The sequence below is a fragment of the Rummeliibacillus sp. NPDC094406 genome (genome assembly GCF_044763875.1).
GTDB lineage: Bacteria > Bacillota > Bacilli > Bacillales_A > Planococcaceae > Rummeliibacillus.
In genome coordinates, this window is record NZ_JBIWGZ010000003.1 from 125968 (window position 1) to 139267 (window position 13300).

The 13300-nt window shown below is 33.6% G+C and carries 11 protein-coding genes; 1 reads left to right on the forward strand and 10 read right to left on the reverse strand.

Translation table 11 applies throughout. The features are described 5' to 3' along the window. Positions 1-165: 165 nt before the first annotated feature. Complete coding sequence (locus ACIQ4I_RS08990) at positions 166-2217, reverse strand: sigma 54-interacting transcriptional regulator (protein ID WP_403095452.1); 2052 nt, start codon at positions 2215-2217, stop codon at positions 166-168. A gap of 132 nt (positions 2218-2349) precedes the next feature. On the opposite strand from ACIQ4I_RS08990, the gene ACIQ4I_RS08995 reads away from it, so the two are divergent. Further along, on the forward strand, positions 2350-2595 hold the full coding sequence (locus tag ACIQ4I_RS08995; protein ID WP_403095454.1) for a DUF2627 domain-containing protein: 246 nt from the start codon (positions 2350-2352) through the stop codon (positions 2593-2595). Positions 2596-3033: 438 nt separating this feature from the next. On the opposite strand, the gene ACIQ4I_RS09000 is transcribed toward ACIQ4I_RS08995, so the two are convergent. From ACIQ4I_RS09000 to recN, 9 genes are all read right to left on the reverse strand, one after another. Beyond that, positions 3034-3498, reverse strand: coding sequence for a DUF4825 domain-containing protein (locus tag ACIQ4I_RS09000; RefSeq protein ID WP_403096119.1), 465 nt, complete (start codon positions 3496-3498; stop codon positions 3034-3036). A 695-nt stretch (positions 3499-4193) separates the two neighbouring features. Further along, positions 4194-4925: a glycerophosphodiester phosphodiesterase gene (locus ACIQ4I_RS09005; protein WP_403095455.1), complete on the reverse strand. Its 732-nt coding sequence runs from the start codon at positions 4923-4925 to the stop codon at positions 4194-4196. After that, a complete protein-coding gene (locus tag ACIQ4I_RS09010) occupies positions 4918-6489 on the reverse strand; it encodes a flagellar assembly protein A (RefSeq protein WP_403095457.1) in 1572 nt (523 codons plus the stop codon). The genes ACIQ4I_RS09005 and ACIQ4I_RS09010 overlap by 8 nt, the downstream gene beginning before the upstream one ends. A gap of 475 nt (positions 6490-6964) precedes the next feature. After that, positions 6965-7255 carry a hypothetical protein gene (locus ACIQ4I_RS09015; protein ID WP_403095460.1) on the reverse strand — a complete coding sequence of 97 codons (291 nt, stop codon included), beginning with the start codon at positions 7253-7255 and terminating at the stop codon, positions 6965-6967. A gap of 737 nt (positions 7256-7992) precedes the next feature. Beyond that, positions 7993-8439 (reverse strand): GyrI-like domain-containing protein, encoded by a 447-nt coding sequence (locus ACIQ4I_RS09020; RefSeq protein WP_403095463.1) that lies wholly within the window; start codon positions 8437-8439, stop codon positions 7993-7995. A gap of 354 nt (positions 8440-8793) precedes the next feature. Further along, positions 8794-8955, reverse strand: a complete 162-nt coding sequence (locus tag ACIQ4I_RS09025) for a hypothetical protein (RefSeq protein ID WP_403095466.1) — start codon at positions 8953-8955, stop codon at positions 8794-8796. Positions 8956-9380: 425 nt separating this feature from the next. Then, entirely contained in the window at positions 9381-10172 is a 792-nt protein-coding gene (spo0A, locus tag ACIQ4I_RS09030; protein WP_403095469.1) for a sporulation transcription factor Spo0A, read from the reverse strand. Between the two features lie 296 nt (positions 10173-10468). Further along, on the reverse strand, positions 10469-11428 hold the full coding sequence (locus tag ACIQ4I_RS09035; RefSeq protein ID WP_403095471.1) for a SpoIVB peptidase S55 domain-containing protein: 960 nt from the start codon (positions 11426-11428) through the stop codon (positions 10469-10471). A gap of 149 nt (positions 11429-11577) precedes the next feature. Further along, the gene (recN, locus tag ACIQ4I_RS09040; protein ID WP_403095474.1) at positions 11578-13275 is read right to left on the reverse strand and encodes a DNA repair protein RecN; all 1698 of its coding nucleotides are present in this window, start codon (positions 13273-13275) and stop codon (positions 11578-11580) included. Positions 13276-13300: the final 25 nt, after the last annotated feature.

The following is a 13300-nucleotide window of genomic DNA, read 5'->3' on the forward strand; positions in this document are numbered from 1 at the left end:
TGTGAAAAAATCCACCTTTTCTGGTTGCTTAGATAACCCAGTTACTTATATTAATTGCAAGATGTATGCCAAATGAAAAAAGCCTATCAAAAATGATTTTCATTAATGATTGGCTTTTTATATTATGCATTTTTTTGCACACCATGCAACTTTTTGCGCGCCATTTTATGCAAGTTCATATTTTTCTAATTTATAATATAAACTTCTTAAAGAGATATTAAGCATTTTTGCGGTTTTTGTTTTATTATGCTGACAACTTTCTAATGCATGATATATGATTTGTTTTTCAAAATGATTAATCCGTTCTTCTAATGTACCTTCAACATTCAAATCATTTGTTAGCCTTTTTACATCCATATCCTTTTGATTTGTTGAAATATGCAAATACCTTTCATGTAATTCTGTTTCATTTATCGGCATGTAAATCATTGCACGTCCAATTACATTTTCTAATTCACGTACATTCCCTGGCCAACGGTAGGACTTTAATCTTTGTAAAACAGTTGGTGTTATGCTTGTAACATTTCTTCCATACTCACGATTTAGTTTCGAAAGAAGCCGTTCTACAAGTTGGGGTATATCCTCTAAACGTTTTCGTAATGATGGAATATAAATCGGCATTCTATTCAAACGATAATAAAGATCCTCGCGGAATGTATGATCATGCAAAGCTTTTTCCATATTGACATTTGTCGCCGCAATAATTCGTACATCGATTGGAATCGGTTTTGAGCCACCTACCCGAACAATTTCTTTTTCCTGTAGGACTCGCAATAATTTCGCTTGCGTACTTAGCGAAAGCTCACCAATCTCGTCTAAAAAAATACTTCCTTTATTTGCTTCTTCAAATAACCCGCGTTTCCCCCCTTTTTTGGCTCCAGTAAATGCCCCGTCTTCATAACCAAATAGTTCACTTTCTAAAAGATTCTCAGCGATTGCAGCACAATTTACACGGATAAACTTTTCGTAATGACGATTACTTTCACTATGAATCGCATGCGCGAAGAGTTCTTTCCCTGTCCCTGATTCGCCTCTTAAAAATACTGTGACCGGCGTTTTAGCAGCTAATTTAGCTTGTTCAACAGCTAATTTCATTTCATCTGAATCTCCGATAATATCATCGAAAACGTATTTAGATTCTAGCGTTCTAATAATTGTTTTTGCCTGATTTAACTCATTTGCTAACCTACGCATTTCTGTCACATCATGAATAACACCTACACTACCTTTTAGTTTCTCTTCAACTATAATGGGAGCAACATTAACAATTACTTCTCTCTTATGAGGTCCAAGTCGCATATTCACACCACGAATCGGTTTTTTTGTTTCAATTACTTTTAAATGCATACTTTCCCCTTCAGAGATGTCCGTTGTAGCTGGTTGGCCGATGATTTCATCTGGTGATAATCCTGTAATCCGAGTATATGCGGGGTTTACTACTATCCCCCGTCCTTTTTCATCCACAACTGAAATAGCATCATCACTAGATTGTATTATCGCTTCTAGCATCGTTTTGATCTCTTTTAAATCTGTTATTTCTTCAGCTAAGGCTACAACTTCTGAAATATCCTTAAAAATCGCTAAGACGCCAATTTGCTGAGAATTTTCATCAATCATTGGAATGCGGGAAGTCACTAATCTTTTCCCTGTTTCTAATAGAAATTCTTGGTTTGTTTCTGCAATTCCTGTTTCCATTACGCGCTCTATACCACGATCATGAATCACAGTTGTAAAATGCTTTCCTATTGCATCTTCAATTGAAACTTCCGTCATTCTTGCAGCACTTTGGTTAAAAAATGTAATCATACCTTCTGGATTTACGCTAACCATACCTTCTTCAATTGAATTAAAAATAATTTGCTGACGACGTGAAAAGTTTTGGAGTTTTTGAATATAGTATTCTTTTTCCTGTAAAAGTTGAACGATAATCTCAGCTATTCCACCTGGTATTAGTATTGTTTTTTTTGATAACGATGTTAAAAGATCATTAAAAACCACACTTTCACCTGTAACATCAATAACCATATCTAACGGATAGTGCAAAAAGTCGCGCCAATTACTACCTGTCTCAATGCCGGCTTTCCTTGCTGCTGCAATTCCTGGCGCATCTTCCCTTATATCTACCACTGCAACAGTTTGCAAATTTGTTGAATGGGCTAACAGCTTTAATATAGCTGTCCCACCGCTCCCCGCACCAACAATCATTATTCTATGCAAATTTTTTCACTTCCTATCTACTAAATGCAATTTTTTTCAAGAATTAATTGATATTATCTTAACCAATGTTTCAGCCCTTGACAATCAAAGCATTACACGTGAGAATAAAATAGATTAGAGGAGTGGACGAAAATGGGTCGTTTTATAGCTTTTGTCATTTTGGCAATTCCTGCAATAATGGCTGCCGTTGGGATTAAATTAATGCGTGATACCTTTTTCGCGAAACTATTTGATCCAATTCCATATCTATGGCTGCAATTTGTTTTAGGAATAGTGTTGTTTCTATTGGGATTTGGCTTCTTTGCAGGTTTTTTATTGAATCGAGACCGTAAAAACGGACGAGTTGCGCCAAAATACACTAAGAACAAAGAAAACTAGAAAATGATTGTATTAAAAACGCAAGGATCACAATGATCCTTGCGTTTTTAATCTCTATTTATTTTTGAATGAATCAATTTCATAAATCCATTTTCGTTTTTTCATTACGAACATGTCAACACATTTACTTTTTAATATTCAGATTTGAATGACAGGCTTGGCTTCAATCTCCTCGGGCCAACACGATGTTGGTCACGAAGCCGTTGCTACAGGACGTGCCGTTCTTAGGCTTTGTTCCTTAAAAGATGTGCTCCTGCTGTAGGTTTAAATTAAAGTTTGATCAATAACACATCGCAAACCCACATTTTTGGCCAAAATTAAAAGAATCCGTTTTGAAAAAAGATTGATCAAAACGGATTTTTCTCTTGTGAATTAGTATACATTTTTTATAAAAAAGTTTGATCATTTCATAGCTGTGAGTTGTAACAATCGCGCCCGTTAATTGAATAATTGATTTATTACGCTTTCATCTTCCATATATTTTTGTGCAAGTTTTTTTAGTTCATCTTCATTTTTCAATTCACCAAAATCTTCTCCATACCAATTTTGTAGATTTTCTTTTGTTATTTTGTATTCTTGATTATCAAAATTAAACGTTATCCAATCTGCATTCTGAACTAATGCAAATAAAAATGTTGCGTTATAAATAGCTGTTTTTTTATAGTTCTTTTCTGAGTCTGACCAATCATAATTCAAAATAATGCCATACGGCTTCTCTTTTGTTTTAAGTTCAAATCCTTTAAAGTGTTCTGCACCCTGCAACTTACTTACAATGTTCCCTACTGCGCTGTTATCTCCAACATACGAATCTTTAAATTTAAATATATCTTCTTCCCCATTTTTTATATTACACCCACTTACAATTAAAATTACCAACAGTAAGAAAGACGAGAATTTAAGCATTTGTTTCACTAGTATCCCTCCTAATCAATTAATTCTTCACCCATAAAATCTACCATATTGGGTGTATTTGCCCGACTTCTCGATAAGGTGGATTAAGGGATCTACGAAAAACAAATCCACGTTAAATAGAGAATAGGTGCTTCCTTATGCAAGAAAAGCACCCGTTTGGAAATATTATTCATTCTGTGCCATCCCAAGTAACTTTCTACCCATGGATAAAATTACAACGCTCGTTGCCCATAATATCAACTTGGAGCCAAAGCCAATCAGTGGCCCCCATGTGCTAACCTGATGTTTCCCCAGATTAACCTCTAACTGCCCTTATTCCATTAAATGGACCATTTGCTGCATAATCTATTACCTTTACCATAAGAAACCAATCCACACCTGCATCGCTTCGCTAGCTTCGTCGCAAGAAATTCTTTTTAACAAAAGAATTTCTTCCTGCGGGGCTTTCAGCTTAAGCTTTTCCCGTAGGACTCTGAATGAACTTCACTGAATTAGCTTCTCACGAAGGAAATGCGAATGCATTTTCGAGGAATCGCTGTCTTTCGCTCTACAATGAACAAAATTGGGTATCATTAAACATTCGTATATTTCATATGAATTTTGAATTATGAAATTGATTCGAATAAATAAATATATCCGTTCTCCTGCCCCTTCTTCTCACATCAACAATTGACTAAAAACACATTTTAGAAATTGCCGTCCGTTTTTTGTGCTTCACGAACAATTTGCGGATAATCTGTAATCCATCCAATCACTGCTTTATGTGGAGAAGCAATATATTTTTCGTTGCCATTAATATTATAGAAACGACATCTCTTTCCTTGGCGCAAACACGCATCCAAATATCTTTCTTTATAATAACGAGATTTATTGGCATGAATTGTATCAATATAAGGGATTTGATCTATTTCATCCCAATTGAGAAACTTCGTTGCGATTAATGCCGTTTCAATATTTGGTGCAAATCTTTTGGCTTTTTCTAGTAATTCCGAATGAAATGACGAAAAATGTAATCCATCAATATTCTTACATTTTTCAACTGCAATTTTCAAAGCTATTTCATTTTCCAAAAATGATTCCTTTAGCTCCACATTTAAGGGTACTAAATGATTTTTATGCCAAGCTAATAATTCATCGAGCGTTAATATTCTAGGTCCTTTTAATCTACGTACAAATAGTTTTCCAACTCTTAACCGTTTGATTTCCTCTAAAGATAAACTGGAGACTAATCCATTCTTTCCGGTAAGACGTCTGAGATTTAGATCATGTACGACGATTGGAATATTATCCTTTGTCGTTTGTATATCAAGTTCTATTCCATCAGCTTTCATTTCAAGTGCAAGGTCAAAAGCTTCAAGAGAATTTTCAATCGCATTTGCGGATGCACCTCGATGAGCGAATACAAGTGCTCTAGACATTTATTTCACCATTCTCCAATTTGAATTTCCCACAAGTTGTATGATTCAACGTTGTAGACTTTTTCCCAATCTGAATATAGGTTCCTGGGAACGCTTCTTTTGTAATATGAATTATTTCATCTCCCATGGTTTTAATTTGATATGCTATTTCATTCACCTCAACTTCAAGACGCTTAAATTCTGATTCTTTTTCGTTGATTTTTTCTATAATATCATCATATGTTTTTCGTTGTGCTTCGTTCATATGCTCTAACAAAGGCTTAAGTGAAAATACTTTTTCATCTAAGTCAGCAATTTCTTCTTCCAATTTTATTATTTTCTCTCTTCTTTCTTTGATTAATTTCGCACTCTCTATTCGATCTGGTATCATGATGATGAGTTCTGTTTTTCTTTCTAATCGATTTCCAGACATAGCTGAATGAATAGAATGCGTTGCTTCTGCGCGACCACCTATTATTTTGCCTTGCTGCTCATTTACATAGATATTTTGCGCTTTAATATCTGAACCCATTGCATATGAGCCAATAAAGATATCCTTTAAAGCTTTCAATGTACTGTCATTCGCATGTTTTACATAAATATTCCCGCAAGCACGTACTACTGTCTCACCATTCCCGAAAATACCTCCACGAATATACACATCTCCACTAGTTGATTCAATCAGTTTAGGGCCAGTAACCCCTTCTTGGCCTTCTATTTGAATATCTCCCGTTGCCACAACTGAATAACCTGGCAATATACTTCCTTTTATTGTAATTGAACCATCAAATGTTAAATTACCTGTTTCTAAACCAACATCCTTTTTTACAAGAAGATGTTTTTGTATCGAAAAAGTTCCATTAGAATAATCAATTACGCCACTATCAATCGCTCTAATCACCGTTTTGCCATCTTCTTCTTGTTCATAAACGGAAGCAACTTCAAAATTTAATGGAATGTCCTCACCGTCTATGGCAGGGATCTCTTCTCCTAATACATTTTTCCCAGGTATTCCAGGTTGTGCAGGTATTTTCTCTCCTAACCAAGCATCCTTTTCAATCTCATAAATAAAATTCATATCTAAGTAATCTGCACGCCCATCTTCTAAAATTTGAGGCTTTTTTTCAGGAATTTTAATATAAGTAATTTTCGCATCTTCACCTTTTTTCGCTGGTAAACCCGCAGCTATAATTATTGATTTTTCTGACATTGCCGTTTCGAAGGATACTGAATAAATTCCAAATTGAATCCCTGCATTTTCTGCGACTTCTTTTATTTGACGATTCATGCTTTCTTCATCATGAAAAATAGTTGAAGGATCCTCGTTGATATACATTGTAGCTTTCATACAATCTTTCGAAATCTCAATCTCAATTGGTGGTAACCAGCTACCAATTTCCACACGTTCATCTGAGCCTAAACTCAAAGCAGTTCTTAGTACAGCAAAGCTTGCTAATTTGATTCTTTTATATTTTTGTAAAATTGTATCAAAGTCCTTTAAAGAAAAACCCTCTTTTTTCACTTCGATATACACAATTGATTGGTCTTCTGTTAATACTATGTAATCGTTCTCATAAATTTGCAAAAAAACTCCATCCTCCCCATTGTGTCTGTGTATTATATCATCGTAATATTTTGGAATTATTTTAATTTCCCTTATAAAAAACTAATTATTTTTTATTCATTCAACAATTAATCACTTACTATTTTTAGTTCCAACAGAGCCATTCTTTTACAAATTATTCTATATAAAAAAAATGGTTTTGTAAAATATATTATACTAACAATTGAAATAAAAACTGGTTAATTGTTGATTAATATTGATAAAAAGTCGTTAAGGGCAACTTACTCTTTCAAACGATTTCACTATGTTAATATAGTAAAACACTAGACTTGGCACTTTGCCATTTGGATAGATAATAGCTTCAAAAATCAAGAAAATAAATAAATTCTATTAGTGCCACATCAACTAGGTTTTTTCTCATATAAGCTGAATATACAAAGTTACCAAAGAAGGCAAATATACCCCTAGTCCACACCAAAACCCTTTTTCAAAAACACTATAAAAAATGAATAATGATTGGAATCACTAATAATAAAAAGGCGATTGAAAGTATAGCCCATGTTACTTTATTCGGTAACTTCTTACTTCCTTTTGTATAAAATCCAGTAAATTGGAATTTATTACTATAAATCACAAAGATGATAAGAAGCAACGCAAATGTAACGACTAATAAGTAATGATCCGTTTCAATTCCGATTAAATGATACATCTTATTTATGGGATAGTAGAAAATAGCAAAAAATAGAAAAAGTATAATCAATACTCTACAAAATTCAAATAGAATCATTCACTACAGCTCCTTCCATTCTTAATAATTTCCGAATAATATTTCAATTGCAAACTACAACCAAACATATCATCTTTAATATACTCAATACGCTATCTCCTAATCCAAAGACCTTTTTTAAAATGCGATTGAATTAATCCATTTCTTTTATAGATATATTATACTATAAATATTTCCAATTCCTTTTATATACTCAATTCAAACACGATATTTTCATTTCCTAATTTAACATTTAATACTAGAACAGGATTTTGGCAACTTTCCTTAGCAACAAAAACGCCTTTAAAAACCCACCTGACAATACTAACAAATAATAGTACGACATTCTCAATAGACAAAAAAAACGCACCTCCATTTATTGAATTTCTATAATCTCAATAAATGAAAATGCGTTATTATTCCCATTCTTCCTTATATCACCTTAGTTCCAACATTTAAAGGGTTTTATGCCAAGTGCTTTTGTTATTTCGTCTGGATCAATAATACCCTTTTCATAAGCAACTAAGCAACTAAGCCTCTATGGTCTATTTCTCCTTTACTCGATATTCCAAAATACGTGTAACTATTAGTTTTTTCATTGTTTACCTCTTAATTTAATCTTTTGCAGTTTTTTCTTCATCTCTATTTTTCGATAAACCTGCCCTTTTGCAAAGAAACGATTGCTCTTATTGTACAATGAACAATCGCATCGTTAGATAAATAATATAAGTTGGGACCCTGGTTTTAAGCAATGGATTTTAACTATAGATTGGTAAATAAATCTCAACCTCTTCCTCATTATTTTCCATTGGATGATAAGTCTCAACAATATGGGATTCTAGATTTCTTTTATAACCCTGTTCATTTGCCCATTTCAATAAATTGTTATGCAGCTTATTGAGATCATTTATTTTCCCTCTAGTCGTGACATAGTCGAATGTAGTTTCGATATAATCCATTCCAATTGGAACTTCTTTCTTAGTCTCTTTAACAATTACTCCTACATAATAATGACCTTCCAAATGGTTGTCATCCCTTTTAGGTTCGAAAAGAGCTATTTCTGTATCCGAATGATTATCAATTTCGTCTAAACGTGCTAGAAACTGCTGGGCAAGTTTTGGAACCTCAGTACCAAAATTAGCAAAAGATTCTTTGCCTTTTATGCCTGTAACTCTAAAGATTTTCTTAACTTTTTTGAATTCCACCATTTCATCCCCAAATACTTTAATACCTACTTATATTCTCTTCCTACTATTTTATTCCTCTTGCATCGTTAATTACGAAGAAATTTAACTTATAGCAGTCGAATTTAGTTAATTAATTAAACCCTTTTTCCATTTGGTTTAGGGATAAAATTTTATTCGTAATATGTCGGAGTATGAGCATGATCTGTTGTTCTGTATTTGACCCAAGACCATAAGCTATTTGCCACCTTGCATCGTTGTCTGGAAAAGATATCGAGTATTTGGCAATGGGTAATAGTTGTTTTGGATTGTCTATCAAAAATCCAATAATGATTTCACATTCGTTGTCTCTCGCTAAAAAATACAAAAATTCATTTAGAAGGTTGCATTCCATTTTTTAACAGGATCTAGTAGCTCATTAACAAAGTGATATATTCTCTCCCAATGAAGAAATTCAGTTTCCCATTCAGCAAAGGATTTATTTACTGTTTTAGCCCAATTTCTAAATATTTCAATCTCTAAAAGCATTTCACGCATTATAAAATTGACTCCTCCTTATTAGGCACTTCTAGGCATTTGGATTTTTGGCAAGCGGAAATAAGCATTTGTTCTAGTTGTTATCAAATGCTGAATGCTTATCAATTTCTAACCAACAGATAAAACGAGTTTCTCAGATAGTTTTGAGAAGTTTGGTAATCTTATCAGGTTCATTGGGAAACAAGAATTGTTCAAGTTGTAACTCAATTTCCGTAATATTATTTTCAATTGAACACAAAAAAGCACACCTCCATTTATTGAATTTATTTGTAAACTCAATAAATGGAAATGTACTATATAACACAATTATATTTAATTAGTTATAAGTTCAAAAAGTAATTTATTATTATATAATTTCATTTTACAGATAATTGCAATTCACTATTATCCTTTATATTTCAAGGTTTTCAACATTTTAAACCACTTTAAACCGCTACCATCTCAATACGAATTTTATCAGCAATCATTGCGATGAATTCAGAGTTTGTAGGTTTTGATTTTAAATGGTGTACTGTATAGCCAAACATTTTGGAAATAGATTCATAGTTTCCACGATTCCATGCGACTTCGATAGCATGGCGAATCGCACGTTCCACTCTAGAAGGCGTTGTATCGAATTTTTTCGCAATGTCTGGATATAACACCTTTGTGATCGAACCAAGCAATTCTACGTCAAGATAGACCATTTGAATCGCCTCACGGAGGTATGCATATCCTTTAATGTGCGCAGGAACACCAATTTCTTTAATAATAGCTGTAATTGTGGCATCAAGTTGACGTTGATCTAATTTTTGCGGTTTAGAACCTTGTAAAATGCTGACACGTTTTTGTTTTTCAACTCGTTTACCAGCACATTGTAGAATTTTCGTCGCTAATCGATCAAATTCAAATGGCTTTAGCATGAAGTAAGAAGCACCTAATTCAACAGCTTGCTTCATCACATCTTCTTGACCGAAAGCTGTTAACATAATTACTTGAACGTTGTTATATTGTGGATTTTCATGCATTGTTTCAAGAACAGCTAGTCCATCTAGATGTGGCATAATAATGTCCAATAATAGGACATCTGGAATTTGGTCTTCCAGCATTTTCAAACATTGTTTGCCATTTGTTGCTGTGTTAATCACTTCGATTTCAGATTGATTTGAAAGATATTCTTCCATCATTTTAACTAATTCACTATTATCATCCACGATTGCAACTTTTACTTTCTCCATTAATGTTCCTCCTTAGTTCTTCCTAAAATAAGATCAAAATCTGAGTATACTCTGAATGTAGACACGCTTTTGATACAAAATGGTTTATTCGACAACTTCAGGGTTAGCCCTTCAATTTTTTTGAAAATGAGTATGTTGGAATAGATATTTTCTTGATTTCGACAAAATTATGTATATTTCATACCTGCTGTTTTCTTATCCTAATTGTAACAAATATTTATCCGAAAAAATATGATGCTTTAGCTATTTTCTTTATAAATTAGAGAAAATCCACCCGAAATGGGTGGATTTACATATTAAGCGGGTTGATTTTGGAGCATTTCAGTAATTGGTAACGCAGCTCCTTTTTCTGGACTTTCGATAAACATATGAGTTACTGCCCCTGCGAAGTGCCCGTTTTGTATAATAGGACTACCACTCATTCCTTGTAAAATGCCGCCTGTTTTTTCTTTTAATACGGGGTCTGTTATTTCAATTTGGAAGTTTTTCTCATTCACTTTTGTTATCGTAACATCAAATGACTCCACTTTTTTTCCTGATATAGTCGTTAATAATTTAGCAGGTCCTTTTTTGATTTCGGAAGGTTGCATAATTTCAATTGCTTCTGGCAAAGCTGGTTGTATAGGTTTTTGCCATTTTCCAAAAATTCCATATACACTATTAGACACTATGCTTCCGATTTGACCTTGAGTATTTTCAACTGCAGAGATTTTGTATCCTGGTTCGCCAGGAATACTTTTCTTAATATGTTCAATCCTTGCGTAAAAAATTGCGCCTTGATTGAATTGAGGTGGTTTTTGTAAAATTTGATCGATGATTTGGTGTCCTAATGCACCATATTGCTTGGTATCAGGATCTAAGAAGGTAAGTGTACCTATTCCATCTGTTTCATCGCGAAGAAAATTCATAACGGATGTCATTTCTTCTCTTTTTACATCCAATTTTTTATCTTTTTCATCTCTGTTAATGGTTAAAGTTATGGAGTCTTTATTGGATGTTTTAACGATTTCATGAATGTTTTCGAGTTTTTTTACGGAAGTATCATTGACCATTTCAACAATATCTCCTCTTTTTAACCAACTTCCATTTTGTAATAACACATCATTTGAAACTGTAATGTCCGTTAATTGCAATTCCACACCAATTGAGTCTCCCATCGGGATAACCTTTTTCGCTGCACTTGCAATCGTTGTCCAGGATCCAAAAACGACAAATAAAATAAATAAGCTCAGAAAAGAGCGCTTCGCATTTTGCATATGTCACCTCCTTTTCACTTATCATGGCTTCTATTTGAATAGTTATGAAAGGTAAATATTTGTCTACACTTTGAACGTATAAAAAAGCATCTCACAAATATTTGTAAGATGCTTAAAATTTAGGATTTAATTTTCACTTCTGCATTTATTTAAATCATTGCTTTTTTCCGTTCATCAGCAATTTCAATCAATTCTTTAGCATGTTGGAATGTCAATTCAGTTACTTCCGCTCCGGACATGATACGACTGATTTCATCGATTCGATCATTACCAAAAATTTCAGTTAAAGATGTAAAAGTTCGATTTGTATCCTCTTGTTTTTGGATATGATAATGATGATCTGCCATTGCTGCAACTTGAGGCAAATGGGAAATACATAAAACTTGAGAATGTACCGAAATTGCGGCAATTTTTTCTGCAATTGCTTGAGCAACTCTTCCACTAACGCCCGTATCTACTTCATCGAAAATGATTGATGTAATACCATTTGTTGTTGAGAAAATTGTTTTCAAAGCAAGCATAACACGAGAAAGTTCTCCACCTGACGCAATTTTCGTAAGTGGTTTCGGTGGCTCTCCAACATTCGTGGCAATATAAAATACGATTCTGTCCAAACCATTATGATCAAATTGTTCTTCTTGTAATGATTCAAAATGAACGCTAAATTCCGCTTTTTCCATATACAATTCGCGTAATTGTTGCATAATAGCATTAGATAGTTTATTGCCTACTTTTTTACGAATTACTGTTAATTCATTCGCTGTAGCTTGAAGTTTTTTTCGAAGTTCAATTAATTGTTGTTCATTTTTTTGAATATTTTCATCACGATTTAATAAGGATTCTAATTCTTCACCAATTTTTTCGCGGTATTCTAAAATTTCCTGTAAAGTTGGTCCGTATTTGCGTTTCATAGATTGAATAAGTGCTAAACGGTGCTCTACTTCATTTAATCGTTCTGGGTCGAATTCAAGATCATCTAAAATATTTTTTACACCAAATGCAGCTTCTTGTAGATTATAAAAGGCATTCGATACTGCATCAGAATACTCTTTAAAGCTTTCATCTACTGTCGCAACATCTTCTAAATCCGCCATAGCTCGTCCAATCCAATCAAGTCCTTTTGACTCACCTAAGATTGCTTCATGAGCTGAATTCGAACATTCAAAAATTTTGTTGAAATTCATTAATCGACGACGTTCTTCAGTCAAATCTTCTTCCTCGCTTGGCTGGAATTTACAAGCGTCAATTTCTTTAATTTGAAATTGATAAAGGTCAATTTTTTGAGCAACTTGTTGTTCGTTTACGGAAATAGCTGCAAGTTCTTTTTTCAATGATTTATATTCATCGTACCGATTTAAATAGCGTGCTTTTACAGGCTCTATTTCATCTCCTGCAAATTGATCGAGCAATGATATATGTTGCTTATCATCCATCAATTCTTGGCTCTCATGTTGCCCGTGAATATCGATTAAAGTCGCACCGATTTCACGTAGTAAGGACAACGGGACAAGTTTTCCATTTATGCGACATACGCTTTTACCGTTATCGTTTAAATCGCGACGTAAGATAATCATTCCTTCTTCAATATCGATACCTGCATCCGCACATTTTTCATACGCTAGATGGCTGTCCTGTGCCACTGTAAAAAGGCCTTCTAATTCAGCCTTTTTCGCACCATGTCTAATAAATTCTTGAGAACCACGTCCACCCGCTAATAACTGAACAGCATCGATAATAATGGATTTACCTGCACCCGTTTCCCCTGTTAACACTGTTAGTCCTTCTTGGAAATCAACAGTTAGCTCTTCTATAATTGCAAAATTTTTGATAGATAGCTCTTTTAACAAGACTATTTCACCCCGTCTTTATAAG

Coding starts and splice junctions, on each gene's coding strand:
- ACIQ4I_RS08995 (WP_403095454.1), top strand. CDS start 2,350: ATGGGTCGTTTTATAGCTTTTGTCATTTTGGCAATTCCTGCAATAATG.
- ACIQ4I_RS09000 (WP_403096119.1), bottom strand. CDS start 3,498: ATGCTTAAATTCTCGTCTTTCTTACTGTTGGTAATTTTAATTGTAAGT.
- ACIQ4I_RS09005 (WP_403095455.1), bottom strand. CDS start 4,925: ATGTCTAGAGCACTTGTATTCGCTCATCGAGGTGCATCCGCAAATGCG.
- ACIQ4I_RS09015 (WP_403095460.1), bottom strand. CDS start 7,255: ATGATTCTATTTGAATTTTGTAGAGTATTGATTATACTTTTTCTATTT.
- ACIQ4I_RS09025 (WP_403095466.1), bottom strand. CDS start 8,955: ATGCGTGAAATGCTTTTAGAGATTGAAATATTTAGAAATTGGGCTAAA.
- spo0A (WP_403095469.1), bottom strand. CDS start 10,172: ATGGAGAAAGTAAAAGTTGCAATCGTGGATGATAATAGTGAATTAGTT.
- ACIQ4I_RS09035 (WP_403095471.1), bottom strand. CDS start 11,428: ATGCAAAATGCGAAGCGCTCTTTTCTGAGCTTATTTATTTTATTTGTC.